The 25,612-nt window shown below is 74.6% G+C and carries 28 protein-coding genes and 2 tRNA genes; 12 read left to right on the forward strand and 18 right to left on the reverse strand.

Annotated elements, in window-relative coordinates; all coding sequences use genetic code 11:
- Positions 1-41: 41 nt before the first annotated feature.
- On the forward strand, positions 42-425 hold the full coding sequence (locus JUB12_RS13575) for an ATP-binding protein (protein WP_205695959.1): 384 nt from the start codon (positions 42-44) through the stop codon (positions 423-425).
- Here the strand turns inward: JUB12_RS13575 and JUB12_RS13580 are convergent.
- Together JUB12_RS13580 and JUB12_RS13585 are read right to left on the reverse strand one after the other, a co-directional pair.
- A complete protein-coding gene (locus JUB12_RS13580; protein WP_205695960.1) occupies positions 422-1,708 on the reverse strand; it encodes an ammonium transporter in 1,287 nt (428 codons plus the stop codon). The genes JUB12_RS13575 and JUB12_RS13580 overlap by 4 nt on opposite strands.
- The gene (locus tag JUB12_RS13585) at positions 1,705-2,064 is read right to left on the reverse strand and encodes a P-II family nitrogen regulator (protein ID WP_205695961.1); all 360 of its coding nucleotides are present in this window, start codon (positions 2,062-2,064) and stop codon (positions 1,705-1,707) included. The genes JUB12_RS13580 and JUB12_RS13585 overlap by 4 nt, the downstream gene beginning before the upstream one ends.
- Before the next feature lie 129 nt (positions 2,065-2,193).
- Between JUB12_RS13585 and JUB12_RS13590 the strand changes: the two genes are divergently transcribed.
- The 3 genes from JUB12_RS13590 to JUB12_RS13600 all read left to right on the forward strand — a co-directional run bounded on the left by JUB12_RS13590 (position 2,194) and on the right by JUB12_RS13600 (position 3,794).
- Positions 2,194-2,267, forward strand: a tRNA-Val gene (locus JUB12_RS13590).
- A gap of 89 nt (positions 2,268-2,356) precedes the next feature.
- Positions 2,357-3,259, forward strand: coding sequence for an alpha/beta hydrolase family protein (locus JUB12_RS13595; protein ID WP_205695962.1), 903 nt, complete (start codon positions 2,357-2,359; stop codon positions 3,257-3,259).
- The gene (locus JUB12_RS13600; RefSeq protein ID WP_205695963.1) at positions 3,222-3,794 is read left to right on the forward strand and encodes a hypothetical protein; all 573 of its coding nucleotides are present in this window, start codon (positions 3,222-3,224) and stop codon (positions 3,792-3,794) included. Before JUB12_RS13595 ends, JUB12_RS13600 begins: the two co-directional genes overlap by 38 nt.
- Before the next feature lie 30 nt (positions 3,795-3,824).
- Here JUB12_RS13600 and JUB12_RS13605 read toward each other — a convergent pair whose 3' ends face one another.
- The 6 genes from JUB12_RS13605 to JUB12_RS13630 all read right to left on the reverse strand — a co-directional run bounded on the left by JUB12_RS13605 (position 3,825) and on the right by JUB12_RS13630 (position 7,401).
- Positions 3,825-4,289 (reverse strand): hypothetical protein, encoded by a 465-nt coding sequence (locus JUB12_RS13605; RefSeq protein ID WP_205695964.1) that lies wholly within the window; start codon positions 4,287-4,289, stop codon positions 3,825-3,827.
- On the reverse strand, positions 4,286-5,548 hold the full coding sequence (locus JUB12_RS13610; RefSeq protein ID WP_205695965.1) for a molybdopterin-dependent oxidoreductase: 1,263 nt from the start codon (positions 5,546-5,548) through the stop codon (positions 4,286-4,288). The genes JUB12_RS13605 and JUB12_RS13610 overlap by 4 nt, the downstream gene beginning before the upstream one ends.
- Complete coding sequence (locus JUB12_RS13615; protein WP_205695966.1) at positions 5,545-6,174, reverse strand: methyltransferase domain-containing protein; 630 nt, start codon at positions 6,172-6,174, stop codon at positions 5,545-5,547. The genes JUB12_RS13610 and JUB12_RS13615 overlap by 4 nt, the downstream gene beginning before the upstream one ends.
- A gap of 15 nt (positions 6,175-6,189) precedes the next feature.
- The gene (locus JUB12_RS13620; RefSeq protein ID WP_205695967.1) at positions 6,190-6,486 is read right to left on the reverse strand and encodes a putative quinol monooxygenase; all 297 of its coding nucleotides are present in this window, start codon (positions 6,484-6,486) and stop codon (positions 6,190-6,192) included.
- A 67-nt stretch (positions 6,487-6,553) separates the two neighbouring features.
- The gene (locus JUB12_RS13625) at positions 6,554-6,766 is read right to left on the reverse strand and encodes a hypothetical protein (RefSeq protein WP_205695968.1); all 213 of its coding nucleotides are present in this window, start codon (positions 6,764-6,766) and stop codon (positions 6,554-6,556) included.
- Positions 6,763-7,401 carry an RNA polymerase sigma factor gene (locus JUB12_RS13630; RefSeq protein ID WP_205695969.1) on the reverse strand — a complete coding sequence of 213 codons (639 nt, stop codon included), beginning with the start codon at positions 7,399-7,401 and terminating at the stop codon, positions 6,763-6,765. The genes JUB12_RS13625 and JUB12_RS13630 overlap by 4 nt, the downstream gene beginning before the upstream one ends.
- 100 nt (positions 7,402-7,501) lie before the next feature.
- Between JUB12_RS13630 and JUB12_RS13635 the strand changes: the two genes are divergently transcribed.
- The 3 genes from JUB12_RS13635 to JUB12_RS13645 all read left to right on the forward strand — a co-directional run bounded on the left by JUB12_RS13635 (position 7,502) and on the right by JUB12_RS13645 (position 9,331).
- Entirely contained in the window at positions 7,502-8,287 is a 786-nt protein-coding gene (locus tag JUB12_RS13635; RefSeq protein WP_205695970.1) for an enoyl-CoA hydratase/isomerase family protein, read from the forward strand.
- Between the two features lie 65 nt (positions 8,288-8,352).
- Complete coding sequence (locus JUB12_RS13640; protein ID WP_205695971.1) at positions 8,353-8,982, forward strand: TetR/AcrR family transcriptional regulator; 630 nt, start codon at positions 8,353-8,355, stop codon at positions 8,980-8,982.
- Between the two features lie 10 nt (positions 8,983-8,992).
- Entirely contained in the window at positions 8,993-9,331 is a 339-nt protein-coding gene (locus JUB12_RS13645) for a putative quinol monooxygenase (RefSeq protein ID WP_205695972.1), read from the forward strand.
- Between the two features lie 48 nt (positions 9,332-9,379).
- Here JUB12_RS13645 and JUB12_RS13650 read toward each other — a convergent pair whose 3' ends face one another.
- Positions 9,380-9,727 carry a hypothetical protein gene (locus tag JUB12_RS13650; protein WP_205695973.1) on the reverse strand — a complete coding sequence of 116 codons (348 nt, stop codon included), beginning with the start codon at positions 9,725-9,727 and terminating at the stop codon, positions 9,380-9,382.
- 17 nt (positions 9,728-9,744) lie between these two features.
- Between JUB12_RS13650 and JUB12_RS13655 the strand changes: the two genes are divergently transcribed.
- Both JUB12_RS13655 and JUB12_RS13660 read left to right on the forward strand, forming a co-directional pair.
- Positions 9,745-10,500, forward strand: a complete 756-nt coding sequence (locus JUB12_RS13655; RefSeq protein ID WP_205695974.1) for an SDR family oxidoreductase — start codon at positions 9,745-9,747, stop codon at positions 10,498-10,500.
- A gap of 14 nt (positions 10,501-10,514) precedes the next feature.
- A tRNA-Glu gene (locus tag JUB12_RS13660) sits at positions 10,515-10,587 on the forward strand.
- A 577-nt stretch (positions 10,588-11,164) separates the two neighbouring features.
- Here the strand turns inward: JUB12_RS13660 and JUB12_RS13665 are convergent.
- The 4 genes from JUB12_RS13665 to purH form a co-directional block, all read right to left on the reverse strand.
- A complete protein-coding gene (locus JUB12_RS13665; RefSeq protein ID WP_205695975.1) occupies positions 11,165-11,947 on the reverse strand; it encodes an isocitrate lyase/phosphoenolpyruvate mutase family protein in 783 nt (260 codons plus the stop codon).
- Positions 11,948-11,957: 10 nt separating this feature from the next.
- Positions 11,958-13,625 carry a DEAD/DEAH box helicase gene (locus JUB12_RS13670; RefSeq protein WP_205695976.1) on the reverse strand — a complete coding sequence of 556 codons (1,668 nt, stop codon included), beginning with the start codon at positions 13,623-13,625 and terminating at the stop codon, positions 11,958-11,960.
- Between the two features lie 196 nt (positions 13,626-13,821).
- Entirely contained in the window at positions 13,822-14,208 is a 387-nt protein-coding gene (locus JUB12_RS13675) for a Rid family hydrolase (protein ID WP_205695977.1), read from the reverse strand.
- Positions 14,205-15,761 (reverse strand): bifunctional phosphoribosylaminoimidazolecarboxamide formyltransferase/IMP cyclohydrolase, encoded by a 1,557-nt coding sequence (gene purH / locus JUB12_RS13680; protein ID WP_371822337.1) that lies wholly within the window; start codon positions 15,759-15,761, stop codon positions 14,205-14,207. The genes JUB12_RS13675 and purH overlap by 4 nt, the downstream gene beginning before the upstream one ends.
- Before the next feature lie 103 nt (positions 15,762-15,864).
- Here purH and JUB12_RS13685 point away from each other — a divergent pair, with 103 nt between their 5' ends.
- A complete protein-coding gene (locus JUB12_RS13685; RefSeq protein WP_205695979.1) occupies positions 15,865-16,110 on the forward strand; it encodes a hypothetical protein in 246 nt (81 codons plus the stop codon).
- 27 nt (positions 16,111-16,137) lie between these two features.
- Here JUB12_RS13685 and JUB12_RS13690 read toward each other — a convergent pair whose 3' ends face one another.
- Positions 16,138-17,571, reverse strand: coding sequence for a hypothetical protein (locus JUB12_RS13690; RefSeq protein ID WP_205695980.1), 1,434 nt, complete (start codon positions 17,569-17,571; stop codon positions 16,138-16,140).
- 161 nt (positions 17,572-17,732) lie between these two features.
- On the reverse strand, positions 17,733-19,910 hold the full coding sequence (locus JUB12_RS13695; protein WP_205695981.1) for an MMPL family transporter: 2,178 nt from the start codon (positions 19,908-19,910) through the stop codon (positions 17,733-17,735).
- 83 nt (positions 19,911-19,993) lie between these two features.
- On the opposite strand from JUB12_RS13695, the gene JUB12_RS13700 reads away from it, so the two are divergent.
- Entirely contained in the window at positions 19,994-20,635 is a 642-nt protein-coding gene (locus tag JUB12_RS13700) for a TetR family transcriptional regulator (protein WP_205695982.1), read from the forward strand.
- Here the strand turns inward: JUB12_RS13700 and purN are convergent.
- Positions 20,632-21,249, reverse strand: coding sequence for a phosphoribosylglycinamide formyltransferase (gene purN / locus JUB12_RS13705; protein ID WP_205695983.1), 618 nt, complete (start codon positions 21,247-21,249; stop codon positions 20,632-20,634). The genes JUB12_RS13700 and purN overlap by 4 nt on opposite strands.
- On the reverse strand, positions 21,249-23,060 hold the full coding sequence (locus tag JUB12_RS13710; protein WP_205695984.1) for an ATP-dependent DNA helicase RecQ: 1,812 nt from the start codon (positions 23,058-23,060) through the stop codon (positions 21,249-21,251). Before JUB12_RS13710 ends, purN begins: the two co-directional genes overlap by 1 nt.
- 93 nt (positions 23,061-23,153) lie before the next feature.
- Here JUB12_RS13710 and JUB12_RS13715 point away from each other — a divergent pair, with 93 nt between their 5' ends.
- Entirely contained in the window at positions 23,154-24,122 is a 969-nt protein-coding gene (locus tag JUB12_RS13715) for a nitronate monooxygenase family protein (RefSeq protein ID WP_205695985.1), read from the forward strand.
- Here JUB12_RS13715 and purF read toward each other — a convergent pair.
- Complete coding sequence (gene purF / locus JUB12_RS13720) at positions 24,119-25,576, reverse strand: amidophosphoribosyltransferase (protein ID WP_241004263.1); 1,458 nt, start codon at positions 25,574-25,576, stop codon at positions 24,119-24,121. The two genes, JUB12_RS13715 and purF, sit on opposite strands and share 4 nt — an antisense overlap.
- Positions 25,577-25,612 lie beyond the last annotated feature (36 nt).

Below are 25,612 nucleotides of genomic sequence, written 5' to 3' on the forward strand. Positions count from 1 at the left end.
CGCGCGTGTGGCGGCGCCCCGCTTCGGGCACGCCGTCCCTCGTGTCCCAGGAGCAGGTGTGGCAGCTGGACCCCGAGCCGTCCTCGGCGGCGGAGGCCCGGCGTCTCGTGCGCACCCTCGGCCTGCGCCACCACGCCTGCCGGCGCTCCGAGCTCCTCGTCACCGAGCTCGTCGGCAACGCGGTGCACCACGCGGGGCTCGCCGACGGCGACCGGATCGAGGTCGCCGTCGAGGAGCGCCCCGACGCGGGGCGCCTGCACGTCGAGGTCTCCGACCCGGGCCCCGGGTTCGACCCCGAGAGCCCGGCCGACCACCAGGACGGGGAGCTGCACCTCGGCCTGCAGCTCCTCGAGCGCCTCAGCGACGCGTGGGGCGTGCGCCGGGCCGAGGGGCGCACGCGCGTCTGGTTCGAGCTCGCCCTCTAGGCGGGCTGGGCCACCGGCACGCGCTCGTCGACCCCGGCCTCGGTGGAGATCAGGATCGCGCCCTCGCCCGTGGGGTAGGCCTCCTCGCCGTGGTGGACGAGGTCCATGCCGACGGCCTCCTCGCGGGCCGGCCCGCGCAGCGGCATCAGCGCGCCGAGGACCTTGAGCAGCACCCACGTCATGCCGAACGCGTAGGCCGGCGCGACGACGGCGGCGAGCGCCTGCTCGCCGAGCTGCGCCGCGTCGCCGAAGACGAGGCCGTCGGCCACGCCGTTCCAGTCGGCCTGCGCGAAGAAGCCGATGAAGAGGATGCCGGTGAGCCCGGCGATGCCGTGGGCGGCCAGCACGTCGAGCGTCTCGTCGACGCGCGTGCGGGGGCGCCAGGCGATCGCGGCGTAGCACGGGAACGTCGCGACGACGCCGAGGACCATCGCCCAGCCCGGGCTCAGGAAGCCCGCCGACGGGGTGATCGCCACGCAGCCGACGATGACCGCGGTGGCCGCGCCGATCGCCGTGACCTGGCGCGAGCGGATGAGGTCCAGCACGAACCACGTGACGAGCGTGACGGCCGGGGTCAGCAGCGTGTTGACGAAGCCCAGCACGCCGGCGTTGTCGGTCGAGAAGCCCGAGCCGCCGTTGAAGCCGAACCAGCCGAACCACAGCAGGCCCGCGCCGACCAGGACGTACATCGCGTTGTGGGGCAGCAGCGCCTGACGGCCGTAGTCCTTGCGGGCGCCGACCACGAGCGCGGCGGCCAGGGCGGAGAAGCCCGAGCCCATCTCGACCGGGACGCCGCCCGCGAAGTCCAGCGTGCCCTGCTCCTGCAGCCAGCCGCCGCCGAAGGCCCAGTGGGCGAGCACGGCGTAGACGAGCACCGACCACAGCGCGGCGAAGACGAGGAACGGCACGAAGCGCATGCGCTCGACGACCGCCCCCGCGACCAGGGCGGTGGTGATGATGCAGAAGGTGGCCTGGAAGGCCATGAAGAGGATGTGCGGGATCGTCGTGCCGTCGCGCGGCTCGAACGTCACGCCGTCGAGGAACGCGTGGCCGAGGCCGCCGACGATCGGGCCGTCGCCGTCGAAGGCCAGCGAGTAGCCGACGACCGCCCAGGTGATGACCGCCACGCCGATCGCGGCGAGGCACATCATGAAGGTGTTCAGCGTGTTCTTCTCGCGCACGAGGCCCGCGTAGAAGAGCCCCAGCGCCGGCGTCATGAGCAGGACGAGCGCCGTCGCCGCGAGCATCCAGGCGGTGTCGCCCGCGTTGATCTCCGGCGTCATCGCGCGGCCCCCACCGGCGTCACGGCGCCGTGGTCGGTCTCGCCGGTGCGGATGCGCACCGCGCGCTCGAGCGGGACCACGAAGATCTTGCCGTCGCCGACCTCGCCGGTCCGGCCGCCCTCGCACAGCGCCTCGATCGTCGGCTCGACGAACTCGTCGGAGACGGCGACCTCGAAGCGCACCTTGTCGGCCAGGCCGACCTTCACCCGCGTGCCGCGGTAGGTCTCGACGCGGTCGAGCTCCCCACCGTGGCCCAGGATCTTCGTCATGGACACGCCGCGCACGTCGGCGCGGTAGAGGGCCTCGAGGACGTCGTTGGCCTTCTCCGGCCGCACGATCCCGATCACGAGCTTCATGCCGGGCGATCCTCCCCGCGCGACGCTGCGGCGCCCTTGGCCCTGTGGACAAGATCCCCTTGGACCGGTTGTACAAGTGGCGTAGGACCGTCGGTCGGGGTGCGAGGACGGCGTAGGCTGCGTGCGCCCGGGCGGTTAGCTCAGCCGGCTAGAGCGCCTGCCTTACAAGCAGGAGGTCACAGGTTCGAACCCTGTACCGCCCATGCCCGCGACCACCCTGTCCGTCGGCAGGCCGTCACGCACCGACCGTCAGCCCTGCGTGGACGTTCGCGGCGTCTGGGAAGGTGCGGCCATGAGGAGACGTGGGGCGGCGTGCGTCGCGCTGGCGGCGTGTGCGCTGGCCGGGTCGGTCGGGACGGCCAGCGCGAGCGAGCTCGTCGAGATCACGATCCCCGCGCGTGCCGGCGAGGTCGGCGACCAGTGGCTGCCGCGCTACGACGGTCCTCCCCGCGCCAAGGTGCTCCTGCCCGACGGCTACGACCCGGCCAGGTCCTACCCGCTGCTGCTGCTCCTCGTGGGCCTCCAGAGCACCTACTCGGACTGGTCGGACCCGGGTCAGGGCGAGATCGAGGAGACCGCCCGGCACTTCCCCGGGATCATCGTCATGCCCGAGGGCGCCGACGGGTGGTACACGGACTGGTGGAACAAGGGCCGCCGCGGCGACCCCGCGTGGGAGAGCTACGTGCTCGACCAGGTCATCCCTCAGGTGCTCGAGCGCTACAGGATCCGGCCCGAGCGCCGCTACCACGCGATCGCGGGCGTCTCGATGGGCGGCCTCGGCACCGCGTACCTCGGAGGGAGGCTGCCGGGGTTCTTCGGCTCGGTCGCGGTCATCTCAGGCCTCGTCGACCTCGCCCTCCTGCCCGTCGGCGAAGGGGCGGTCCAGTCGCTCATCGGCCAGCTCGGCGCGGGCGCGCCGATCGACCTGCAAGCCGTCGAGGGACCGCCGGGCGGCTTCTACGAGGTCGGCCACAACCCGGTCCGCCTGGCCGCGAACCTCGCACAGTCGGGTGTTCATGACCACCGGCAACGGCCTCCCCGCCCCGAACAGCGGCCTCGGGGGGTGGGACCAGGTGGCCGAAGGGGCGATCATCCACCCCGCCTCCAACAACTACGCCGCCGCACTGCGCAACGCCGGCGTGGAGCTCACCTACCGGGTGCACCGTGGCTACCACGACTGGCCGAACTTCCGTGACGAGCTTCGCGAGGCGATCGCGTGGGGCCTCTTCGAGCCGGTGGCCGAGACCAGCAACGCCTGGGTCAACGACACCGTGGCCACCCACGGCCGGCTCTGGGAGCTCGCGTACCGCTTCGATGCCCCTCCGGAGCGGGTGGTGCGCTTCCGTCGGCGAGGCGACACGCTCTCGGTGAGCTCGGCCGGCGCGCCGGTGACCATCACCACAGCGGGTGGGTGCGTGCTGCGCGTCGCCACGCCAGGGCAGGTCGAGGTGCCCGGGGCGCCCTGCGCGAGGCTCTCGCTGCGTGCCCGTCCCCGAGTCCTGCGGGCGGGCCGCCCGACGCGCCTGCGAGCCGCCGTCACGCCAGCGGTGGCGGGGGTCCGCGTGCAGCTCGGCGAGCAGCGCGCGACGACGGACGACCGGGGCGTGGCGATCCTGCGGGTGTGCGTCTCGCGCCCGGGACGCCGGAAGGTGCGCGGCACCCGGGAGCACGTCCTGCCGGCCGTCACGCACGTCCGTGCGGTCGGCCGACGAGCACGCTGTGCGACCTGAGCACGATCGGACGGGCCGGCGGACAGACGCTCACGGCCCGGCGCGCCGCGCGCGCAGGAGGCGCAGCGCCAGCACGAGGCCCGACACGGCGAAGAGCCCGAGCGTGATCCACAGCCAGGCCTCGAGCGGGTCGGTGGCGCGGGGGCGTCCCGAGACGCGCTCGAAGTTCCGGCCGGCGTCGTCTCCGAGGATCGACGGCGCGTAGGCGAGCAGGACGACGAGCGCGATCACGGCCGGGACCCGGATGTGGTTGATCGCCCGCACGCGCCGCCACGGTCCGTCGGCGATCGCCACGCGCAGCGCGGTGTCGGCGGTGGTGTAGGCCGGCAGGAGCACGGCGTCGTGGAGCACCGCTCCGGCCAGCAGCCAGACCAGCAGGTCGACGTCGCCGGTGGAGCGGACGTCCCAGATGCGCCCGACGGCGAAGACGGCGACCGCGACGACCGCCAGGCTCCCGGCGAGCTTGAGCACGGTGGGAAGGCGCGCGGCCGTCATGCGCGGTGGAAGTCGATGGCGGAGACCCACTTCGTGCAGTGCACGCCCGGGAGGCCCGGGACGACGATCCGCGCGGGGTAGCCGTGGTCCAGCGAGAGGTCGCGGCCGTTCACGCGCAGCGCGAGCAGCGCCTGGTCGGCGCGGACCTGGCCCGGCGTCAGCGCGGCCTGCCGCAGGACGCCCGCCGGCTGCAGCGACGTGACCTGCGCGTACGCGTCCTCGGGCGCGTCGACCAACGCCGCGAGGTCGGCGAGGCGCACGCCGGTCCAGCGCTGGGTGCTCGACCAGCCCTCGACGCAGGCGATCGGCAGGTCGTGCTCGCGCAGCTCCATCGCCAGCAGGTCCGCGCGCGACAGGGCACGAGCGCCGCCGGCCAGCTGCAGGCGCCAGCCCGCGCCGACCATCTCCGGGGTGACGCGGGCGGCCGCCGCGGTCTTGTTCACCGGGAAGCCGAGGTCCCCGCCGCGCGGGGCGAGGACCGCGAGCTCGCGCAGCGGCCCGCCGACCGACTGGCCGGCCGTCGTCACGACGAGCGCCGCGGAGCTCGCGCCGACGAGGCCGAAGAGCCCGCGGCGGGTGAGCGACGGCGGCTCGGGCACCGGCGGCGCCAGCGAGCCGGGCGTGTGCGGTTCCACGTTCGCCCCGTCGGCGCGCAGGTCGTCGATGAGGGGCTGCAGGACGCCGCGCTCGCGGAAGGCGCGGCGCATCGTCGGCACCTTCGCCGCGACGTGCAGGACGAGCGCGGCGACGAAGATCCAGGCACCGTAGAAGTGCGCCACCACGAAGTTGAAGTGGAAGGGGTAGGAGAGCTGGGCGTTGAAGACGCCCGTGGCGAACTGGAAGATCGCGCCGCCGACGAGCAGCAGCAGCGTGAGCCGCTCGAGCGCGTGCAGCGGCCCGCGCACCGGCGGCCACTCGAACAGCCGCGGGATGACGGACCAGAGCTTGGCCAGCAGCAGCGGGATCACGGCGAACCCGACGGTGACGTGCAGCCCCTGGGTCACGGCGTAGGTCCAGGGCCACGACGCGGGCCAGTCCACCAGCAGCCAGTCGAGGTGGCCGTGGCGGGGGACGATCGCGTTGCGCCCCAGGTCCGGCGCGTAGGCCAGGTGCGAGAGGAACCCGGTGCCCGCCACGACGACCACGCCGGCCAGGAGCAGCGCGCCCAGGGCGGACGTCAACCACGGCCCGCGCAGCGGGCTGACCCAGGACGTCGGGTCCGACGGACCCGGCGGCGGCTCCTGCGGCAAGCGCCTCATCGGTCCTGCTCCAGCCAGGCGAACCAGCGGCCGCCGTCCTGCCGGCGTCCGGCGACCGCGAGACCCGCCCTCCCCGCGAGCTCCTCGAGCGCGTCGGCGCCCACCGTCGCCCAGCAGAACCACTCCCCGACGTGCCCGTCGCCCTCCAGGCGCAACGGCCGGACCACCACGCCGCCGCGCTCCGCCGCCAGCTCGGCCACCACGAGACCGCCGGGGGCCAGCGCCTCGGCCGCCCGGCGCAGCACGACGAGCGGGTCGCCTCCGATGCCGATGTTGCCGTCGAGCAGCAGGACCGTCCCCCACGCGCCCGCCATCGGCGGCGGGTCGAGCACGTCGCCCTCGAGCACGAGGAGCCCGGCCTCACGGACCAGCCGCAGCGCGCCGGCCGACCGGTCGACGCCGAGGGCCGCGACGCCCATCGCCCGCAGCGCCCGAAGGTGCCGCCCGGGGCCGCACCCCAGGTCGAGGACCGGGCCGCGGACGGTCGCCAGCACGCGGCGGTCGACGTCGTCGACGTCCTCGACCCACCGGGCGAGCGGCACCCGGGAGGTCCGCCCCAGGCGGTCGCGAGCCACCAGCGGGCGCTGCGCCGCGAGCGCCGCGTCGTAGACGTGGCAGGGGTGCATCCGCCGGCCGTCGGGCTACTTGACCGCCACCACGTCCACGGGCCGGATGTCCGGGGGCGATGCGAGGAGGTCGTCGGCGACCTTCCCGAGCGCGGCGGGGATCTCCCCGCCGAGGTGTGCGTCGCGCCCCGCCTGATCGGCGAACGTGTCGAAGATCCCGAACCGCCCGTCACCGAGGTCGAACGCGTACCAGGTGACGGTGCCCTCCTCGGCCGCCGCCAGCTCGCGGCCGGCCTCGAGGAACGCAGCGAGCTCGTCGGTCTTGCCGGGACGGGCTTCGAGCAGGGCGAGGATGCCGAGGGTGACGGCCATGGTGCGGGGGGACCTCCAGGTCGGGGACGGCGGGTTCGTCCCCTCAGCACCGCGGCGGGCGCGGTTCTTACCGCGCGGCGGCGAGGAGCCCGAGGAAGTCCGTGTTGCAGGGGTCGCAGATCGCCAGGTGCGCGGCGATCCGGGGGAAGCGCTCGGCGGCGTCGCCGCAGGCGAGCTCGCGCTCGACGTAGGCGTCGATGGCGGCGAAGGTCTCGGCGCAGTCGCCCTCGCCGGGCGGGGTGCGCAGGAAGCGACGCAGGTTGTGGACGCCGGGGCTCATGCCGCGTCCTCCTCCCGGAAGCCGCCCGCGGCGAGCGCGGCCTGCAGCCGCCGGCGGGCGTCGTGGATGGTCTTGTAGATGGCGTTGCGGCTCGTGCCGAGCTCGGCCACGACGACGTCCAGCGGGACGGCGTGCAGCACGATCGCGACGAACACGCGCCGCTGGTGGTCGGTGAGCTCGACGACGATCGCCGTGCGCAGCGCGTCGATGAGCTCCCGCCACTCGACGGCCTCCGACGGGGAGAAGCCGAACCGCGCGGGCAGCTGCTCCCAGTCCTCCTCGCCCGCGAAGACGGGGCGCTCCTGCCACATGTGCCGCGCCGCCTTGCGGGAGACCTCGAGCATCACGAACTTGCAGGCCCAGGTGGTGAAGCGGCTCTGGCCCCGGAAGTCGTCGAGCTTGCGCACCACGGCCACCGCGGCGTCCGCGGCCGCGTGGTGGGCGAGGTCGTCGAGCTCGGCGCCGGCGAACGGCAGGTCGCGGGCACGGCGGCGCAGCTCGCGCCGGGCCACGCGCAGCAGCAGCGCGTGGAGCCGCTCGGTGGCCGCCTCCTGGTCGCGCGCGCCGGCGCGCAGGTCACGCAGCCACCGGGCGGTCTCGTCGTCGGGGACCTGCTGCGCGGTCGTCGTCGCCAAGCCGTCGATGGGGCGATGCTAGTCGGCGAGGCGAGCGCTGACGCGCCAATGTAGTACAGGTCTGTTGCATGGTGATACAGACCTGTACTACCTTGGGTCCATGAGCGAGACCACGGCCCCCACCACCACCCGCCCGCCGTACGCGGACGCCTACGCCGACTGGCTCGGGCTGGAGCGCGGCGCCGACGGCGTCCTCACCGCGCGCTTCCACACCGGCGGCGGCCCGCACACGTTCACCGGCACGGTCCACCGCCAGCTCGTGCGGGCGCTGCAGGACATCGGCGCCGACCGCGACAACCGCGTGCTCGTGCTCACCGGCACCGGCGACGCGTTCATGGACCAGATCGACGGCCAGTCCCTCGGGGACATCACGCAGCCGCGGGTCTGGGACGCGATCTTCTGGGAGGGCCGCAAGGTGCTCACGCTCCTCGCCGACCTCGAGATGCCGGTGGTGGCCGCCGTCAACGGCCCCGCCCGCGTGCACGCGGAGTACGCCGTCCTCGCCGACGTCGTCATCGCCGAGGAGCACGCCGTCTTCCAGGACGTGCCGCACAACGCGTTCGGCATCGTCCCCGGCGACGGCGTCCAGGTCGTGTGGCAGGAGCTCCTCGGCCCCAACCGCGGGCGCGACTTCCTGCTGCGCTCCCGGGAGCTCGACGCGGCCGAGGCCCAGCGGCTGGGCGTCGTCAGCGAGGTCGTGCCCCGGGGCGCGTCGCTGGAGCGCGCCCGGACGATCGCCGCCGAGCTCGCCCAGCGCCCGACGCTGCACCTGCGCTACACGAGCCTCGCGCTGCGCCAGCGGCTGCGCCGGCGCCTCGAGGAGGGCGTGCCCTACGGCATGGCGCTCGAGGGCCTGACGGCGGCGGACCTCGCCCACCAGGGCTGACACCGCACGACCGCCACGGCCGCCGGGCTCGCACCCCGCCCGGCGGCCGTAGGCTCGAGGGACCGATGCCGGCGACGAAGTTCGACGAACCGACGCGCGAGCGCATCCTGCGGATCGCGAGCGACCTCTTCTACCGCCAGGGCATCACGGCGACGGGCGTCGACGAGATCACGCGCCAGACCGGCGTCGCCAAGACGACCATGTACCGGGCGTTCGGCAGCAAGGACGGCCTCGTCGCCGCCTACCTGGAGCGGCGCGGTGCGGACTGGCGCGCCCACCTGGAGGAGCAGGTGAGCGCCGCCGCCGACGACCCGGCCGGACGGCTGCTCGCGGTGTTCGACGTCCTCGCGGCGTGGATGGCCGGCGACGACTTCCGCGGCTGTCCCTTCATCAACGCCGCCGGCGAGCTCTGCGACCCCGAGCACCCCGGCGTCGTCGCGACCCGCGAGCATCGCGCCGCCCTCACCGCGTACCTCGAGGACCTCGCGCGCGAGGCGGGCGCCACCGACCCCGCGGCGCTCGTCCGCCGGCTGCTGCTGCTCTACGACGCCGCGATGGTGGACGGCCAGCTCGACGGTGATCCCCTGCGTGCCGCCCGGGACGCGAAGGCGGCCGCCGAGGTCCTCGTCGCCGCCGCGATGCCCGGCGCCGGCGCGGGACGCGAGCGCGCCCACCGTCGTCCGCCGGTCGACTAGCGTCCGTCCCATGGCGATCGTCGCGGTGGCGGACATGCACGGGCTCGCCGGCCGGCGCACCGAGCTCGTCGAGCTCCTGCGCGAGCACGAGCGCGCGACCGCCGGCCAGGCCGGCTGTCTGCGCTCGTCGGTGGCCGCCTCCGTCGTCGACGAGGACGACTTCGTCCTCGTGAGCGAGTGGCGCGACCAGGCGTCGCTGGACGCCCACTACGCGTCGCCGGCGTTCGCCGCCTTCCAGCGGGCGCTGCACGGCCTGCTGGCCCGGCCCAGCGAGCTGGCGATCCACACGGTCAGCGCGACCGTCCGCCCGCAGCCCTCGGGCCTGCTGGACCCACGCGACGCCGACTAGCGCCCTCCCGCCGCGGCCAGGACGGCGACGCGACCGCGAGGCCGCGGCCTAGACGGCGTGGGCCGCGAGGTCGCGGTCGGCCCGCAGCCGCGCGCACCACAGGGCGAAGACGAGGATGCCGAGCGCCGCGCCGGCCCAGTGGGCGCCGAGGGGGATCGCGACGAGCGACGGGACGCCGGCCAGCGCAGCGCCGACGAGCACCTGGACGGGCGGCAGGCGCAGCAGCCGCGCCGTGACCAGCGCGCAGACCGCCCAGGCCAGCGGCCCGGCGAACCACCCGTGGTCCTCGAAGAAGTCGTCGGGCGTGACCGCGACGAGCGCGAGGCTCAGCAGCGCGACGGCGACGGTCTGGATGAGGGCGGCGCGCCACAGGACGGACAGGTCCATCGCGGCCATGGTGGCACCATCGGGCCATGGACCTCGGGATCACCGGCAGGGTCGCGCTCGTCACCGGCGCGTCGAAGGGCATCGGGCGCGCGATCGCCGCGCAGCTCGTCGCCGAGGGGGCGCGCGTCGCGGTCTCCTCCCGCGACGCCGCGCGGGCCGCGGCCACGGCGGAGGCGATCGGCGCGGCGATGTCCATGGCGTGGGACACCGACGACGTCGACGGCGCGGCCGGCCTGGTCGACGGCGTGCAGCAGGGGCTCGGGGCGCCGGTCGACGTCCTGGTCTGCAACACGGGCGGACCCCCCGCCGGCCCCGACCCGCTGGGCTTCTCGCGGGCGGACTGGGAGGCGGCCTACCGCTCGCTCGTGCTCGCCCCGATGGCGCTGGCCCAGCGCTGCGTGCCGGGGATGCGCGAGCGCGGGTGGGGCCGTGTCCTGAACGTCGCGTCGACCAGCGTGCGCGAGCCGCTGCCCGCCCTGACGCTCTCCAACGTCCACCGGGCGGGGACGCTCGCCGGGTGGAAGACGCTCGCGCGCGCGGTGGCCGGCGACGGCGTGACGGTCAACACCGTCCTGCCGGGCCGGATCGCCACCGACCGCATGGCCGCCATGCACGGCTCGCTGGACGCGGCGCAGGAGCTCGCGCGCGAGCAGGTCCCGGCCGGGCGGCTCGGGACCGTCGAGGAGCTGGCCGCGGCTGCGGCGTTCCTGTGCTCGGACCGTGCGGGCTACGTGACCGGCCAGGCGCTCGCGGTCGACGGGGGCCTCCTGCAGTCCATCTAGACTCCGCTGCGCCCGCCCCCATGGTGTAGCGGTCAGTCACGCAAGCCTTTCGAGCTTGAGGCGAGGGTTCGACTCCCTCTGGGGGTGCTGCGGTCGTAGACTCCCGCGCGGGCCGGTAGCTCAACTGGCAGAGCAAGGGACTTCAACGCAACGGAGCGCTAGCTGGGAGACCACTAGTACGTCGGCGGCTGTGTGCTGGGACCCCCTTAGAGCCCCGGGTACCAGAGGCCTCGCGCCTCGGTGACAACCCCGCGGGATTGGGAAATCAGCAGGCAACCCCACCTCGGTGGGAGAGCCCTCAGAGGCCATACGCCGCCCACCCTAACGGGGACCGCCGAGGGTGAAGAGATGGTCCAGACCGCAACGCCGCGCGCCCGCGCGGAGGCCGGTGAAAGCCGGTGCGGCAGGTTAATCCCGTGGTTCTGGGTTCGAGTCCCAGTCGGCCCACTCAACGTCGTCTCAACGAAGTCTTAGGCGAGCGACACCGCGTCTTCAGGCTCCCTTGAGGGGGCGGGCGCATGATGCTCGTGCGGATGCGCTGATGGTGCTGGACACACCGGGCGCGACCCCTGATCCGCAGCATGAGGCAGGTCCTCCCCCACACGAGCGACCGGGCGCGCCCAGCGCCCGGTCGTCTCGTGTGGGGGGCTCCCTCCGCGCTGGTTCAGCCCGGCGGGCGGAAGGCGAGGTCCGGGCCCGGTCCCGCGCCGCCCAGCAACGACGTCGCCGCGCGGTGCACCGCCGCGAGCGCCGCGCCGTAGGGCCCCGGCCCGAAGGACACGCGCGCCACGCCGAGCGTCGCGAGCTCGGCCACCGAGGGCCCGCCCGGCCGCGCCAGGACGCTGATCGGCACGCCGGCCTGCGCGGCGAGGCGCCCGATCGCCGCGGGCTGCGTCGCGGCCACGACGAAGACGCAGTCGGCGCCGGCGTCGCGGTAGGCCCGGGCGCGGGCGAGCGCGTCCTCGATGCCTGCGTCGTCGCCCACCGCCACGTCGGTGCGGGCGTTGATGGCCAACGGGACGCCCTCGGCCTCCGCAGCCGCACGCGCCGCCGCGACGCGGGCGGCGGCCTCGTCGATCGGGCGGCGCTGGTCCTCGAGGTTCATGCCCGCGACGCCGGCGCCGAGCGCGCGGCGCACGGTCTCGCCCACCTCGTCGGCGGTCTCGCCGTAGCCCGCCTCGAGGTCGGCGCTCACCGGCAGGTCGGGCACCGCGGCGGCGATGCGCCCGACGGCGTCGAGCATCGCGTCGCGGGTGATCGCCTCGCCGTCGGGCAGGCCGAGCGCCGCGGCGATCGCCCACGACGCCGTGGCCAGTGCCCGGCAGCCCGGGACGTCCGCGACGGTCCGCGCGCTGCCGACGTCCCAGACGTTGACCACGACGAGCGGGTCGCCGGGCACGTGGAGGTCGCGCAGCGTCGCCGCGCGCGTGGCGAGGTCCGGGGCCATGGCGGGAGTCCTACCGCCGCGCGGTCAGCGCGTCGAGCAGGAGGTCGATCGAGCGCTGGAGCTGCTCGATCGTGGCGTCCTCGACGCGGGTCACGCCCGTCTCGCGGTTGAGCCAGGCGTTGATCTCGCGCGGGGAGCGGCCGTCGCGGCGGCGCAGGTCGCCCACCAGGCCGTGGCGCTTCTCGCGCAGCAGCGCCCGGCGCTGGAACGCGGGCAGCCCGCCGGGATCGACGTCGTCGTCCGCCTCCTCGGCGTCGCCCTGCACCGCGGACGGCACCGCGCTGGCGAAGACGACCGGCGCGGGCGCCGGCGCCGGCACCGTCGAGGTGATGGCGGGCGCGCCGCCGAAGAGCGACATCTGGGACGTCGGCGCGACGTCGGCGGCCAGCGGGACGAACTCCGGCGTCTCCGAGCGCTCGGTCTCGCGGCGCTCGCGCAGCTCGTCGAGGCCCATCGGGTCCTCGTCGTCCTCGCGCGGGCGCCGGATGACGCGCAGCTCGCCCTCGACCTCGTTGGCGTGCGTGCGCAGCACCGGGTCGGCCGGCAGGTAGAGCCACGACATGTCCGCCGGGCGCCCGGCGATCGTGCGCACGAAGCGCCCGACGATCTGGCGGAAGACCAGCGGGGTCTTGGCGGCGCTCGCGTAGACGCCCACGCGCAGGCGCGGGATGTCGACGCCCTCGCTGACCATGTTCACCGCGACGATCCACTCGTCGCGGGCGTGGGTGAAGGCCGCGAGCTTGCGCGCCGCCTGCTGCTCGGTGTGCAGGACGACGGTCGGCGCCTTGCCGGTGACCTGCTTGAGCAGCGAGGCGACGGCGCGGGCGTGCGTCGAGTCGGCGGCGACGACGAGGCCGCCCGCGTCCTTGTGGCCGTCGGCGCGGATGCCCAGCAGCCGCTTGTGCGCCTCACCGAGGATGCGCGGCAGGCCGTCGGGCAGCTCGGTCGAGATGGCCGTCCGGTAGCGGCGCGAGGCCTCGCGGCCGGTGAGGACGGTGTCGAAGCCCGCCTCGATGAGGTCGTCGCCCGAGCGCCACTGCAGCGTCCCGTCGTACGGGATGAACGTGACGGGCCGGCAGACGCCGTCGCGCACCGCGTCGGCGTAGGTGTAGGAGACGTCCGGGACCGCGACGCCCTCGTCGTCGTAGGTCACGCCCGGGATCGGGGTCGCGTCGGAGCGAAACGGCGTGCCCGACAGCAGGAGCTTGCGCTGGGCCGCCGCGAAGGCCTTGGAGAAGCCGACGCCCCAGGCGAGCTCGTCGCCGAGGTGATGGGCCTCGTCGGCGATGACGAGCGTCCCGGGGGAGCACTGCCGGGCCCACTTCTCGGCGACCGACGCCACGCGCGCGTAGGTGACCGAGACGCCCTGGAAGTCCTTGGGCGGCGTGAGCTCCTCGGCGTCGGGGACGAGGTGGACGCCCTGCTCGGCGGCGGCCGCGGCCCACTGGCGGGTCAGCGGCGTCGTCGGGCAGATCACCGCGACGCGCTTGACGGCGCCGGCCTTCAGCAGCTCACGCGCGAGCACGAGCGACGGACGCGTCTTGCCCGCGCCCGGCGCCGCCGAGATGAGGAACGGGCCGGCCTCCCAGCCCGCCATCCGCTCGAGGGCGAGGGCCTGCCACGGACGGAGCCCCGCGCGCGAGGTCGGGCGTGGGGTGCGAGCAGCGGCGGACGGCATCCGGGACGGGAGATGGTGCGCGACCGACCCGACGGAACCGCGATGCCCGATGGCAGGCCGGGATGCGCGGCATCGTGCCGTTCAGCACGAATGCGAAGAAGGGGACAGTCCCCTCGTTCGCATCGCCGGTGAGAAGCAGGGGTCTGACCCCTGCTTCTCACGCGCGAGTGCGAAGAAGGGGACAGTCCCCTGCTTCTCACGCTCGTGGTGCGAACGCGTCCGCCTCGACTTCGACGTGGAGGGCGGGGTCGACGAAGCCGGCGACCGCGAGCATCGAGGTGACGGGTCGGATCTCGCCGAAGACCTCCGCGTGGACGGCGCCGAGGGCACGCCACTGCGAGGCGTCGCGCACGTACATCCGCGTGCGCACGACCTCCTCGAGGCGGGCGTCGGCCAGGGCGAGCGCCGCGGCGACGTTGCGCAGCGCCTGGCGCAGCTGCTGCGCCGGGTCCTCGGAGACCGGCGTGCCGTCGGCGCCGATCCCGGTGCAGCCCGCCACGAACACGAGGTCCCCGGCCCGGACCGCGCGCGAGTAGCCGACGACCGGCTCCCACGGCGCCCCGGAGGAGAACCGCTCGATCAATGGCGGAAGTGGCGCCGGCGGGTCATGACCATCGCCACGCCCGCCTCCTCGGCCGCGGCGACGACCTCGTCGTCGCGCACCGAGCCGCCGGGCTGGATGATCGCCTTGACGCCCGCCTCGACCGCGAGGGCTGGGCCGTCGGCGAAGGGGAAGAACGCGTCGGACGCGAGCACCGCGCCCTCCACGGAGTCCAGCCGGCACTTCTCGAGCGCGATGCGCACGGAGTCCACCCGGCTCATCTGGCCGGCGCCGATGCCGACCGTCGCGCCGTCGAGGGCCAGGACGATCGCGTTGGACTTCACGTGGCGGCAGACCCGCCAGGCGAACAGCAGGTCGTTCCACTCGCGGTCGTCGGGCCGGCGCGAGGTGGCGACCTCCATCTCGTCGCGCGTCTGGGCGGCGGTGTCGCGGTCCTGCACCAGCAGGCCGCCCATGACCTGCTTGACCTCGGGCTCCCCGGCGCGCGGCGACCGGCGCTCCTCGTCCTCGAGGATGCGGACGTTCTGCTTCTGGCACAGGACGTCCATCGCGCCCTCGTCGTAGCCCGGCGCGAAGAGCACCTCGATGAACTGCTCGTGGAGCTTCTCGGCCGTCGCCCGGTCGACGCGCCGGTTGAGCGCGATCACGCCGCCGAACGCGCTGAGCGGGTCGCACGCGAAGGCCTTCTCGTAGGCCTCCTGGACCGTCGTCCCGATCGCCACGCCGCACGGGTTGTTGTGCTTGACGATCGCGCAGGCCGGGACCTCGAACTCGCCGACCATCCGCCGCGCGCTGTCGAGGTCGAGCAGGTTGTTGAAGCTCAGCGGCTTGCCGTGGTGCTGGCGCACCTGGCTGAGGACGTGGGCGCGGGCGCCGACCTGCGCGTAGTACGCGGCGCGCTGGTGGGGGTTCTCGCCGTAGGAGAGGTCGAGCACCTTCTCGTAGGCGCGGATGTACAGCGGCGGGAAGTCCTCGGAGCCCTCGGCGAACCACCGCGCGATGGCCGTGTCGTAGCGGGCGGTGAGGTGGAACGCGTCGGCCGCCAGCGCCTGGCGCGTCGGGAACGACAGCGCCCCGTCGCTCATGCGCAGCTCCTCGAGGATCGCGTCGTAGCTCTCGGGCCGCACGACGATCGCCGTGTAGCGGTGGTTCTTGGCCGCCGCCCGGACCATCGTCGGGCCGCCGATGTCGATGTCCTCGACGACCTCCGCCTCGCTGGCGCCGCGCCGGCCGGCGGTGCGCTCGAACGGGTAGAGGTTCACGCACACGAGGTCGACCATCTCGATCCCGTGCTCCTCGGCGGCCGCCACGTGCGAGGGCTCGTCGCGCACCGCCAGCAGCCCCGCGTAGAGCTTGGGGTGCAGCGTCTTCACGCGCCCGTCCATCATCTCCGGGAAGCCGGTGAAGTCCTCGATGGCGCGGACCTCGACGCCCGCCTCCTTCAGCGCGCGCGCCGTCCCGCCCGTGGAGACGATCTCGACGCCGAGCTCGGCCAGGCCCTTGGCGAAGTCGACGACGCCCGTCTTGTCGGACACCGACAGCAGCGCCCGGCGGACGGGCACGAGGCCGAGCAGGTCGTCGTCGGCGGGCGCGGCGGTCGGCTCAGCCATGGCGGCCGAGACTACCGTCGGGCCGGGCGGTTGCGCGGACGCCCCTCCGGGAAGCCCGGTGGCCGAGATGCCTGACCGACCGACCGAGGACGTCGAGCGCGAGATGGAGCGCGCCGAGCACGAGATGGAGCAGGACCTCGAGCGCGTCGAGGAGCACCTCGACGAGGCCAAGAAGCGCTACCCCGACGCGCGCCTGGACCGCGAGGACCAGCTCGAGGACGTCGCGGGCGACGTCAGCGACGAGCGCGGCGGCCCGATGTTCGGGGAGGACGCCGAGGGCGCGGTCGACGACGGCACCGCCCGCGAGGGATAGCCCCCGCGGGCGGCGCGTGCCGTCCTGCTAGCCCTGCGGCAGCGCCGGGATCGACCCGGTGAGCTGCCCGGTGGCGCCGTTGATGGCCGCCACCACGTTGCTGAAGCCGGGCACGCCCGACGTGAGCGTCCCCAACGCCGGCAGCGGCACCGGGCTGCCGTTGTACTGCGCGGCCCCGATGCCGATGACGGCGCCGCTGGCGATGCAGATCCCGAGCACGCACTGCTCGCCCTGGGTCGCGACGCCCTGGCCCAGGAAGTCGATCGCCGTGTCCTTCACCAGGCCGGCGTGGCCCTCGACGGGCAGCCAGACCAGGCCGCCGGGCGCGCCCGGCGTGGTGTCGACCGTCGCGACCGCCGTCGTCCCGACCGCGTGGCGGCCGGTCTGGAACGGCCCGCCCTTGACCTGGATGACGTTCGCCCCGCCCAGCAGCGCCAGCAGCGGCTGGTTCGGGACCTCGAGCGACGGGACCGCCAGGCCCGTGTCGCTGATGCGGTAGGCCAGCTGCGAGCCCGCGCCGATGTTGAGGTAGAAGTGCGTCACGACGCCGGCCGAGAGGGCCGTCGGCGTGAGGCTCACCCCCGCCGGGTCAGGCGTGTTCTCGAGCAGGCTCAGCCCGTCCTCGACGCTGAGGTCCACGCCGTCGGTCTTGCCGGGCGCGCCCGGGACCCGCACGCCGAGCTTCAGCGCGAAGAGGGCCGCCGGGTCCAGCCCGGCCTCGGTCGCCAGCGCCGTGAGCTGCCCGCGCAGGCTGTCCGCGAGCTGCTGGCCGCCGAGGTCCGCGCCGCCCGACGAGAACGCCGGGACGGTGCGCCCGCGGGTCTTGACCAGGCCGGTGAAGGAGCGCGTCTTCGTGTCGAAGATGCCCGTGACGCCGTCGGCCCCCTGGTTCTCGTGGAGCGCCACGAAGCGGTCGTCGAGGACCGTCGCGCCCGGCGCGGCGTACGCGGCGCCGGCCTGGCCGTCGACCGTCGCCTGCCACTCGACGCCGCCCTCGGTGTTGAGGAAGACCGTCGAGCGCTTGTCGAAGGCGACGAACTTGTGCTGCCACGGCTTCACCGTGACGGTGATGTCCGAGAGCGTCACCGTCTGGCTCTGGCACGAGAAGCCCGAGCGCGGGCGGTTGAGGCTCGTGCTGGTGATCCGGTAGCTGCCGCCGGGCTGGCCCTCGGCGTTCCACGTCGTCTGCCACGCGCCGGTGTTCGGCGCGAGGATCGTGCCCGCCTTGCTCGCCGTGTGGACGACGGCCCCGTCGCTGACGCGCGTGACCTTGACGGTCGACGTGGCGCCCGCGCAGAGCGTCCCGCCGGTGGCGCCGACGGACTCCTTGATGACGACGTCGCCGCCGCGGACGACCTGGCCCGCCGTCGGCTCGGTGATCGCCGCGCCGGCCGGCGTGGCGGCAGCGACGACCGCCGCGATGGTGAGCGCTGCCCCCGCAGCGCCCTTGATGACCCGCATTCCCCCTGCTCCCTTCGATCGACTGGAAGGAGGTGCAGCGGTCTACCAGGCTGTGGAGCGCTGCGGCGCAAGCCCGACGCCGGGCGCGCCGGGCGGTGGGCCCGGCGCGCTCGACGGTACGGCGGCGTTCAGCGGCGGCGAGACGCGCCGCCCCTGAGGTCCTAGCCCGCGGGCGCCGGCTGGCGCTGCTCGGCGGGGCGGTCCAGCGCCTCGACGAGGTGCCCCTCGAGCGAGACGTTGGGCAGGATGCGGTCGAGCCAGCCCGGCAGCCACCACGCCTTGTCGCCCAGGAGCGTGACCACCGCCGGGGCGATCACGAGGCGGACGATGAGGACGTCGATGAGGATCGCCAGGCCGAGGCCCAGGCCGAACATCTTCGAGATCACGTCGTCGGTCGTCACGAAGGCCGAGAAGACGGCCGACATGATGAGTCCGGCGAAGAGGACGACCTTGGCGATGCGTCCCATGCCGTGGATGACGCTGGCCCGCGGGCCGTCGCCCTCGTTGTAGGCCTCGTGGATCCGGCTGAGCAGGAAGACGTTGTAGTCCATGCTCAGGCCGAACAGGATCGCGAACATCATCACCGGGACGAACGAGATGATCGGCACGCCGGAGTCCACCCCGATGAGGCTCGCCCCCACGCCGTCCTGGAACACCGCGGTCACGACGCCGTAGGCGGCGACGATGGACAGCAGGTTGAACACCGCGGAGACCAGCGGGATCCACAGCGACCGGAACGCCGCGATGAGCAGCAGGACCGAGAGCCCGATGACCAGCGCGATGAACAGCGGCAGGCGCGAGGACACCTTGTCCGAGAAGTCCTCGAAGCCCGGCGTGTTGCCGCCCACGTAGACCTTGAGCGGCGTGCCCTGCGTCGCCGCGGGCAGCACGTCGCCACGCAGGCGCTCGAGCAGCTCGCTCGTGCGCTCGTCCTGCGGGGAGGTCGTGGGGGTCGCGACGATGACCGCCATCTCGCCGTCGCGGCTCGGGGCGGCCGGGGTGACCGACGCGATGCCCGGCGTCCTGCGCACGTCGGCCTCGATGCGCTGGAGCTGCTCCCGGGTCTGGCCGTCGCCCTTGGGCGTGTCGACGGCCAGCAGGAACGGGCCGTTGGAGCCGGGGCCGAAGGCGTCGCTGAGCTTGTCGTAGGCGACGCGCTGGGTCTTGGACTCCGACTGGTTGCCGTCGTCGGGCTGGCCGAGGCGCATGTCGGTGACGGGGAAGGCGAAGACGAGCAGGATCGCCACGCCGGCCGCGATCGCGGCCCAGGGACGGCCGGTGATCCGCTCGCCCCAGCGCTCGAAGCCACGAGAGGGCAGGACGTGCTCGGGCTTCTTGGGCTTCAGCCAGCGGGCGAAGGCCCCGATCATGATCGGCAGGATCGTCAGGGCCGAGACGACGACGGCCGCGACGCCGATGGCCGCGCCGATGCCCATGCGGCCGATCGCCGGGATGCCGACCACGAGCAGGCCCGCGATGGCCACCATGACGATGAGGCCGGCCGCCACGACGGACGCCCCCGCGGTGCCCGCGGCCTTCGCCGCGGCGTCACGGACGGAGTCGCCCGCCGCCGCCTGCTCGCGGTAGCGGGCGATGATGAGCAGCGAGTAGTCGATGCCCGCACCGAGGCCGAGCATCACCGCGATCGTCGTCGCGAACTCCGGCAGGCCCAGGGGGCCGGCCAGCGCCGTGAGCAGCATCTGGCCGATGACGACGCCCAGCAGCGCCCCGAGGAGCGTCGCCCCCATCGCCGCGGCCGAGCGGAACAGGACGGTCAGCAGGACGAGCGCGATGGCGATGCCGACGAGCTCGCCGACCGGCGCCTCCTGCTCCTGGCCGATGTCGACGACGAGGCCGCGCATCGAGACGTCGACGCCGGCGCCCTCGCCGGTGCGCGCGGCCTCCTCGAAGGCCTCGCCGTCCTCCTTCTCGATGTCGCCCGGCTCGGTGTCGTAGCGGACGTCGACCGAGGCGATGCGGCCGTCCTCGGAGACCGAGCCGCCCGGCGTAAAGGGGTCGGAGACGTCGACGACGCCGTCGAGGTCCTTGACCGCGGTCAGCGACTTCTGGATGGCCGCCCGCTTCGGGGCGTCGCTGAGCTTGCCGCTCTCGGTGGAGAAGACGATGGTCGAGTCGGCGCCGGCCAGGGCGGGCTGGTGCTCGCGGAACAGGTCGAGCGCCTGCTGGGACTCGGTGCCCGGGGCGTCGAAGTCGTCGGCGGCGGGCGAGCCGTTCCCGGCGGCGATGCCGAGGACGATGATCGTGAAGATCGCAACCAGCAGGCTGCGCTTCCAGTGCTGGGAGAGCGAACGCGCTACTCGGGCGAGGGCGGCGGACATGCGCCGCATGGTGGCACATCCACTGCGAGTTTGCATCCACTGCAGGTTTGCATCGGTTGCAGGAGTGTGGGTACCCTCCTTGCATGCACGTGCCGGCCGGTCTCCGGGAGCGCAAGCGGGCCCAGACGCGCCAGGCGATCGCCGACGCCGCGATCAGGTTGTTCACCGAGAACGGGTTCGAGTCCACGACGATCGCCGACATCGCGGCCGCCGCCGACATCGCCCCGCGGACGTTCTTCGGCTACTTCCCGTCCAAGGAGGACGTCGCCTTCCACGACTTCGAGCGCGTCTTCGGCGAGCTCGAGACCGCGCTCGAGGCGCGGTCCGAGGGCGAGACGACCTTCGACGTGCTGCGCCGCTGGATCGTCGAGCGCGCCGACGAGGCGGTGCACGCCGACGACCTCGAGCGCCGCCGCCACGAGCTCGTCCGCGCCACGCCCGCCCTGCAGGACCACAAGCGCTCGAAGCTCGGGCAGTTCCAGACGCTGCTGACCCGCTGCCTGGCCGTGGACCTCGGCGAGCCCGAGGACGGCCTGCGCCCCCAGATGGTCGGCGCCGCTGCCGTCGCGGCGATGGAGTCGCTCGAGCGCTGGTACGAGGACCGCGAGCCCGAGGCGCTGTCGACCAAGGACGCGGGCGCCCTCCTCGACGAGGCGCTGGTCTTCCTGCGCGGCGGCATGGACGCGCTGGCCAGCCAGCCGGCGCCCCGCCGCGAGGCGGCCTAGTCGCCCAGGACCGTCCGGCGCGGGTTGGCCGGGTCGCGCCGCACCGTCCCCGCCGCCAGCGCCCGCACGGCGCGCGGCAGCAGCTCGTGCTCGAGCGGGCGCAGCGCCGCGTGGACGCGCGCGGGGTCGGTCTCCCCAGGCAGCTCGACCGCGCGCTGCAGCAGGATCGGGCCGGTGTCGACGCCCTCGTCGACGAGGTGGACCGTGACGCCGAAGACGTGCACGCCGTGGTCGACGGCCTGCTCGATGGCCCGCACGCCCGGGAAGGCGGGCAGCAGCGACGGGTGGACGTTGACGATCCGGTCGCGGAAGCGGTCGATGAACGCGACGTCGAGGATCGCCATGTAGCCGGCGAGGACGACGACCTGCACGCCCTGGTCCTCGAGCCACTGCGCGATGGCCAGGTCGCGCGAGGCGCGGTCGGCGAAGGCGCCGCGCTCGAAGACCGCCGTCTGGACGCCGGCGGCGGCCGCACGCTCCAGCGCCCGCGCCTGCGGCTTGTCCGACGCCACGCCGACGACGTCGACCTCGCGGCCGTGGAGCGTGTCGAGCAGGGTCTGGAGGTTCGTGCCCTCGCCCGAGGCGAGGACGCCGATGCGCGGCAGCTGCGCCATCACGCGGCGAGCGAGCCCTGGCGTGCGTCGCGGCCCGCCGAGAGGACCGGGTACGGGCCGCCCGACGAGACGAGCCGGCCGTCGGCGAGCAGCTCGTCGACCTTGCCCAGCAGGACCTTCGTCGGCAGGTGGGCGAAGGCGCCGTGCTCGGGCAGCCCGTCCCACGAGTTGCGCAGCACGGCCTTGGCCCGCGAGCCGCGCAGGACGTCGGCGACCTTCGAGCGGCCGATGGACGGGCGCGCCGTCGCGACGACGGAGAGGATCGCCTCGTCGAGGTCCCCCACGGGCGCGCCGTCGGTGCGCAGCGGCGCCTGCGACGGCCCGGGCGCCAGCGACGGCTCGCAGACGTCGCAGCAGGCCACGCCGTCGTCGGGCGCCGGCGCGGCGGGGTCGCCGAAGTGGCGCAGGATCGCCGCGCGCCGGCAGCCCTCGCCCTCGGCGAAGGCCCACACCGCGCGGTACTGGCGCCAGCGGGCGCGGTTGCCCTCGGCCGCCGAGGCCCTGGCCGCCCCGCGCGTGCGCGGGTCCCACGCGCCGACGACGCGGCCGCGCAGCCGGTCGACCGGCGAGGGCGCGGGCTGGAGCACGCCCGCGCGCGCGAGGTGCCCGACGACCGCGCGCACGCGCTCGGGCTCGTCGTCGAGGTCGGCGGCGTGCAGGTCGTAGCGCGGCGGCCCGTCGCCCCCCGCGGGCGCGACCGCGGCGCGCAGGATCCGCTGGGCCAGCGACTCGAGCAGCTCGTCGGCGACCTCGGCGCGCTGGATGAAGAAGACGTGCAGGCCCTTGTCGCGGGGCTCGGCGAAGAGCAGCGCCCTGGCCGGCTGCCCGTCGCGCCCGGCACGCCCGGCCTCCTGGTAGTAGGCCTCGACCGACGGCGGGACCGTCGCGTGGCAGACGGTCCGCACGTCGGCCTTGTCGATGCCCATGCCGAACGCGTTGGTCGCGACGACGACGTCGACCTCGCCGTCCATGAACCGCCGCTGGCCCTCGGCGCGCGCCTCGCGGTGCAGACCGGCGTGGTAGGCGAGCACCTCCACCCCGAGCTCGTCGGCCAGGACGCCGGCGAGCTCCTCGGTCTGCGCGCGCGTGCCCGCGTAGACGATGGCCGGCCGGGCGGCGGGGTCGCGCAGCGTGTCGGCGATCCGCCGCTCCTTGTCGATCGCCGTCCCGCACGGCACGACGCCGAACGAGAGCCCGGGCCGGTCGAAGCCGGTCGTCACCCGGGCGGGGTCGCGCAGGCCCAGGCGCGCCTCGATGTCCTGGGCCACCTCCGGCGTGGAGGTCGCGGTCGACGCGACGATGGCCTTGGCCCCGAGCCAGCGCGCGGCGTCGCCCAGGCGGAAGTAGTCGGGCCGGAAGTCGTGCCCCCACTGCGAGACGCAGTGCGCCTCGTCGACCACGAACAGGCCGATCGGGACCTCGGAGAGCGCCTCGAGGAAGCCCGGCGAGGAGAAGCGCTCGGGCGCGACGTAGAGCAGGCGCAGGGTGCCCGCCGCCGCGCGGGCCATGACCAGGCGGTTGTCGGCCGCGTCCTGCTGGGCGTTGACGAGCGCCGCCCGGCCCGGCGCGATGCGCTCGAGCGCCGCGACCTGGTCCTGCATGAGCGACACCAGCGGCGACACCACGACGGTGAGGTCGTCGCGCACGAGCGCCGGCAGCTGGTAGCAGAGCGACTTGCCCGCGCCGGTGGGCATGACGACCAGGACGTCGCGCCCCTCCGCGGCGGCGCGGACCGCCGCCTCCTGGCCGGGGCGGAAGGCCGAGAAGCCGAAGTGCTCGTGGAGCGCCTGGTGCAGACGGTCGTCCGTCACGGGCGCCCGAAGGTAGCGCTCGCCCCGGCGGCGCCCGCGCCCCGTCACGAAGTCGCTGCAAAGGCGCGCAGGACGCGGGGTAGGCTCGACGCGATGTCGCTGCGCGAGCGCCTGGGCCTCGAGCACCCGGTCGTCCAGGCCGGGATGGGCGGCGGGCTGTCGCGCGGGCGGCTGGCCGGCGCGGTGAGTGCCGCCGGCGGCCTGGGGACCGTCGGGATCCTCGGGCCCGACGAGCTGCGCGCCGAGGTCGCGGCCGCGCGCGAGCGGGCCGACGGCCGGCCGGTCGCGGCCAACCTCCTGCTGCCGTTCGCGCGGCGCACCCACCGCGACGCGGTCGCCGGCGCCGACGTCGTCGTCACCTTCTGGGGCGCGCCCCAGCGCCCCACCGACCGGGTCTGGCTCCACCAGGCCGGCTCCGTGGACGAGGCGCGCAAGGCGGTGGCGGCGGGCGCCGACGGCGTCGTCGTCCAGGGCGTCGAGGCGGGCGGCCACGTGCGCGGAACGACGCCGGCCTTCGAGCTGCTGGCGCAGGTCCGCGCCGCGGTGGGCGATGGCACGCCGCTCTGGCTGGCCGGCGGCGTCGCCGACCGCACCGACGTCCAGCGCGCGCTCGACGCCGGGGCCGACGCGGCCGTCGCGGGCACCCGCTTCCTGCTCACCGAGGAGAGCCACGCCCACCCGGGCTACAAGGCCCGCGCGACCGCCGGCAGCGAGACGCTGCTGACGATGCTCTTCGGCGCCGGGTGGCCCGCGCCCCACCGCGTCCTGCCCAACCGCGCGACCGAGCGCTGGCTGCGCGAGGACGAGCGCGGACCCGGGCCGCTGCGCGCGCTGCACCGCGCCACCGCGGCGCCGCTGTCGAAGGTCTCCATCCCCACGATGGTCCGCGTCGCGCGCACCCAGCGGCCGTGGATGCCGCTGCTCGGCCCCGCCGCCGCCTGCGAGGGCGACCCCGGCGGGCTGCTCGACGCCGGCCCGCTCTACGCCGGCCAGACCGTCGCGCGGATCACCGACGTCGTGCCGGCGGCCGACGCGGTGCGTGCGCTGTCGCCGGCCGGCTAGACGGCGAGCGGCAGGGCGCGCTCGAACGCGTCCTTGTGCTGGGCCGTGTCGGTCCCGGCCAGCGGGTACTCGCCCGAGAAGCACGCGTCGCAGTGGTCGGCGCGCTGGCCGCGGACGGCCTCGTAGACGCCCTCGAGCGAGAGGTAGGCCAGCGAGTCGCACCCGAGCTCGCGCGCGACCTCGTCGACGGTGCGCTCGTGGGCGACCATCTCCTCGCGCGTGGACATGTCCACGCCGTAGTGGCACGGGTGGCGCGTCGGCGGGGCCGAGATCCGCATGTGGACCTCGAGGGCGCCCGCGTCGCGGAGCATCTGGACGATCTGGCGCGTCGTGTTGCCGCGGACGATCGAGTCGTCGACCACGACGAGGCGCTTGCCGCCGACGATCTCCGGCAGCGGGTTGAACTTCATCCGCAGGCCGTGCTTGCGCAGCTCCTGGCCGGGCTGGATGAACGTCCGGGCCACGTAGCGGTTCTTGATGAGGCCGTCGTCGGCGACGAGGCCTGCGGCACGGGCGAAGCCGCGGGCCGCGGGCGCGCCCGAGTCGGGCACCGGGATCACGAGGTCGGCGTTGGGCGCGGGCGCCTCGCGGGCGAGGATCTCGCCCATCCGGCCGCGCGCCGCCTGGAGCACGTCGCCGTTCATCCGCGTGTCGGGGCGCGCGAAGTAGATGTACTCGAAGACGCAGAAGGCCGAGCGCTGGCCGTCGACGACGATGCGCGACTCCAGGCCGTCCTCCGAGAGCGAGACGAGCTCGCCCGGCTGCACGTCGCGGACGTACTCGGCGCCGATGATGTCGAACGCGCAGGACTCCGAGGCCACGCAGTAGCGGTCGCCGATGCGGCCGATGACCAGCGGCCGCACGCCCGCCGGGTCGCGGAAGGCCACGACGCGGTCCTTCGTCATCACGACGGTCGAGAACGCGCCCTTGAGGCGCGGGATCGCGTCGGCGACGGCGTCCTCGATGGACTCCGCGGGGTGGGAGGCCAGCAGCGCGGCGATGATCTCCGAGTCCGACGTCGAGGAGAACGTCACGCCCTGCTCGCGCAGCTCGGCGTGGAGCTCGACCGCGTTGATGAGGTTGCCGTTGTGGGCCAGCGCGAGCTCGCGCCGGTTGCCGCCCGTGCCGGCGCTGCGGTGCACGGGCTGGGAGTTCTCCCACTCGTTGGAGCCCGTCGTGGAGTAGCGGACGTGGCCGATGGCGAGGTCGCCGCCGAGCGCCCGGAGGTCGTGCTCCTTGAACACCTGGTTCACCAGGCCCAGCGCGCGCTGGGTGATGATGTAGCCGTCGCGGTCGGCGGCGGCGATGCCCGCCGACTCCTGACCGCGGTGCTGCAGGGCGTAGAGCGCGAAGTACGCGAAGCGCGAGACCTCCTGCTCAGGCGCGTAGATCCCGAAGACGCCGCACTCGTCGCGCGGGCCCTCACGGTCGTCCAGGACGGGGAGCTCGATCAAGGTGAGGCCGCTGCGGGTGGCGGGCGGAGCAGCAGA

It is taken from the genome of Conexibacter sp. SYSU D00693 (genome assembly GCF_017084525.1).
Classification (GTDB): Bacteria; Actinomycetota; Thermoleophilia; order Solirubrobacterales; family Solirubrobacteraceae; genus Baekduia.

What these genes read in the sequence shown, in the direction of transcription:
- JUB12_RS13580 (WP_205695960.1), bottom strand. Translation starts at nt 1,708, where the DNA reads ATGACGCCGGAGATCAACGCGGGCGACACCGCCTGGATGCTCGCGGCG.
- JUB12_RS13585 (WP_205695961.1), bottom strand. Translation starts at nt 2,064, where the DNA reads ATGAAGCTCGTGATCGGGATCGTGCGGCCGGAGAAGGCCAACGACGTC.
- JUB12_RS13595 (WP_205695962.1), top strand. Translation starts at nt 2,357, where the DNA reads ATGAGGAGACGTGGGGCGGCGTGCGTCGCGCTGGCGGCGTGTGCGCTG.
- JUB12_RS13605 (WP_205695964.1), bottom strand. Translation starts at nt 4,289, where the DNA reads ATGACGGCCGCGCGCCTTCCCACCGTGCTCAAGCTCGCCGGGAGCCTG.
- JUB12_RS13610 (WP_205695965.1), bottom strand. Translation starts at nt 5,548, where the DNA reads ATGAGGCGCTTGCCGCAGGAGCCGCCGCCGGGTCCGTCGGACCCGACG.
- JUB12_RS13615 (WP_205695966.1), bottom strand. Translation starts at nt 6,174, where the DNA reads ATGCACCCCTGCCACGTCTACGACGCGGCGCTCGCGGCGCAGCGCCCG.
- JUB12_RS13620 (WP_205695967.1), bottom strand. Translation starts at nt 6,486, where the DNA reads ATGGCCGTCACCCTCGGCATCCTCGCCCTGCTCGAAGCCCGTCCCGGC.
- JUB12_RS13625 (WP_205695968.1), bottom strand. Translation starts at nt 6,766, where the DNA reads ATGAGCCCCGGCGTCCACAACCTGCGTCGCTTCCTGCGCACCCCGCCC.
- JUB12_RS13635 (WP_205695970.1), top strand. Translation starts at nt 7,502, where the DNA reads ATGAGCGAGACCACGGCCCCCACCACCACCCGCCCGCCGTACGCGGAC.
- JUB12_RS13640 (WP_205695971.1), top strand. Translation starts at nt 8,353, where the DNA reads ATGCCGGCGACGAAGTTCGACGAACCGACGCGCGAGCGCATCCTGCGG.
- JUB12_RS13645 (WP_205695972.1), top strand. Translation starts at nt 8,993, where the DNA reads ATGGCGATCGTCGCGGTGGCGGACATGCACGGGCTCGCCGGCCGGCGC.
- JUB12_RS13650 (WP_205695973.1), bottom strand. Translation starts at nt 9,727, where the DNA reads ATGGCCGCGATGGACCTGTCCGTCCTGTGGCGCGCCGCCCTCATCCAG.
- JUB12_RS13655 (WP_205695974.1), top strand. Translation starts at nt 9,745, where the DNA reads ATGGACCTCGGGATCACCGGCAGGGTCGCGCTCGTCACCGGCGCGTCG.
- JUB12_RS13665 (WP_205695975.1), bottom strand. Translation starts at nt 11,947, where the DNA reads ATGGCCCCGGACCTCGCCACGCGCGCGGCGACGCTGCGCGACCTCCAC.
- JUB12_RS13670 (WP_205695976.1), bottom strand. Translation starts at nt 13,625, where the DNA reads ATGCCGTCCGCCGCTGCTCGCACCCCACGCCCGACCTCGCGCGCGGGG.
- JUB12_RS13685 (WP_205695979.1), top strand. Translation starts at nt 15,865, where the DNA reads ATGCCTGACCGACCGACCGAGGACGTCGAGCGCGAGATGGAGCGCGCC.
- JUB12_RS13690 (WP_205695980.1), bottom strand. Translation starts at nt 17,571, where the DNA reads ATGCGGGTCATCAAGGGCGCTGCGGGGGCAGCGCTCACCATCGCGGCG.
- JUB12_RS13695 (WP_205695981.1), bottom strand. Translation starts at nt 19,910, where the DNA reads ATGTCCGCCGCCCTCGCCCGAGTAGCGCGTTCGCTCTCCCAGCACTGG.
- JUB12_RS13700 (WP_205695982.1), top strand. Translation starts at nt 19,994, where the DNA reads ATGCACGTGCCGGCCGGTCTCCGGGAGCGCAAGCGGGCCCAGACGCGC.
- purN (WP_205695983.1), bottom strand. Translation starts at nt 21,249, where the DNA reads ATGGCGCAGCTGCCGCGCATCGGCGTCCTCGCCTCGGGCGAGGGCACG.
- JUB12_RS13715 (WP_205695985.1), top strand. Translation starts at nt 23,154, where the DNA reads ATGTCGCTGCGCGAGCGCCTGGGCCTCGAGCACCCGGTCGTCCAGGCC.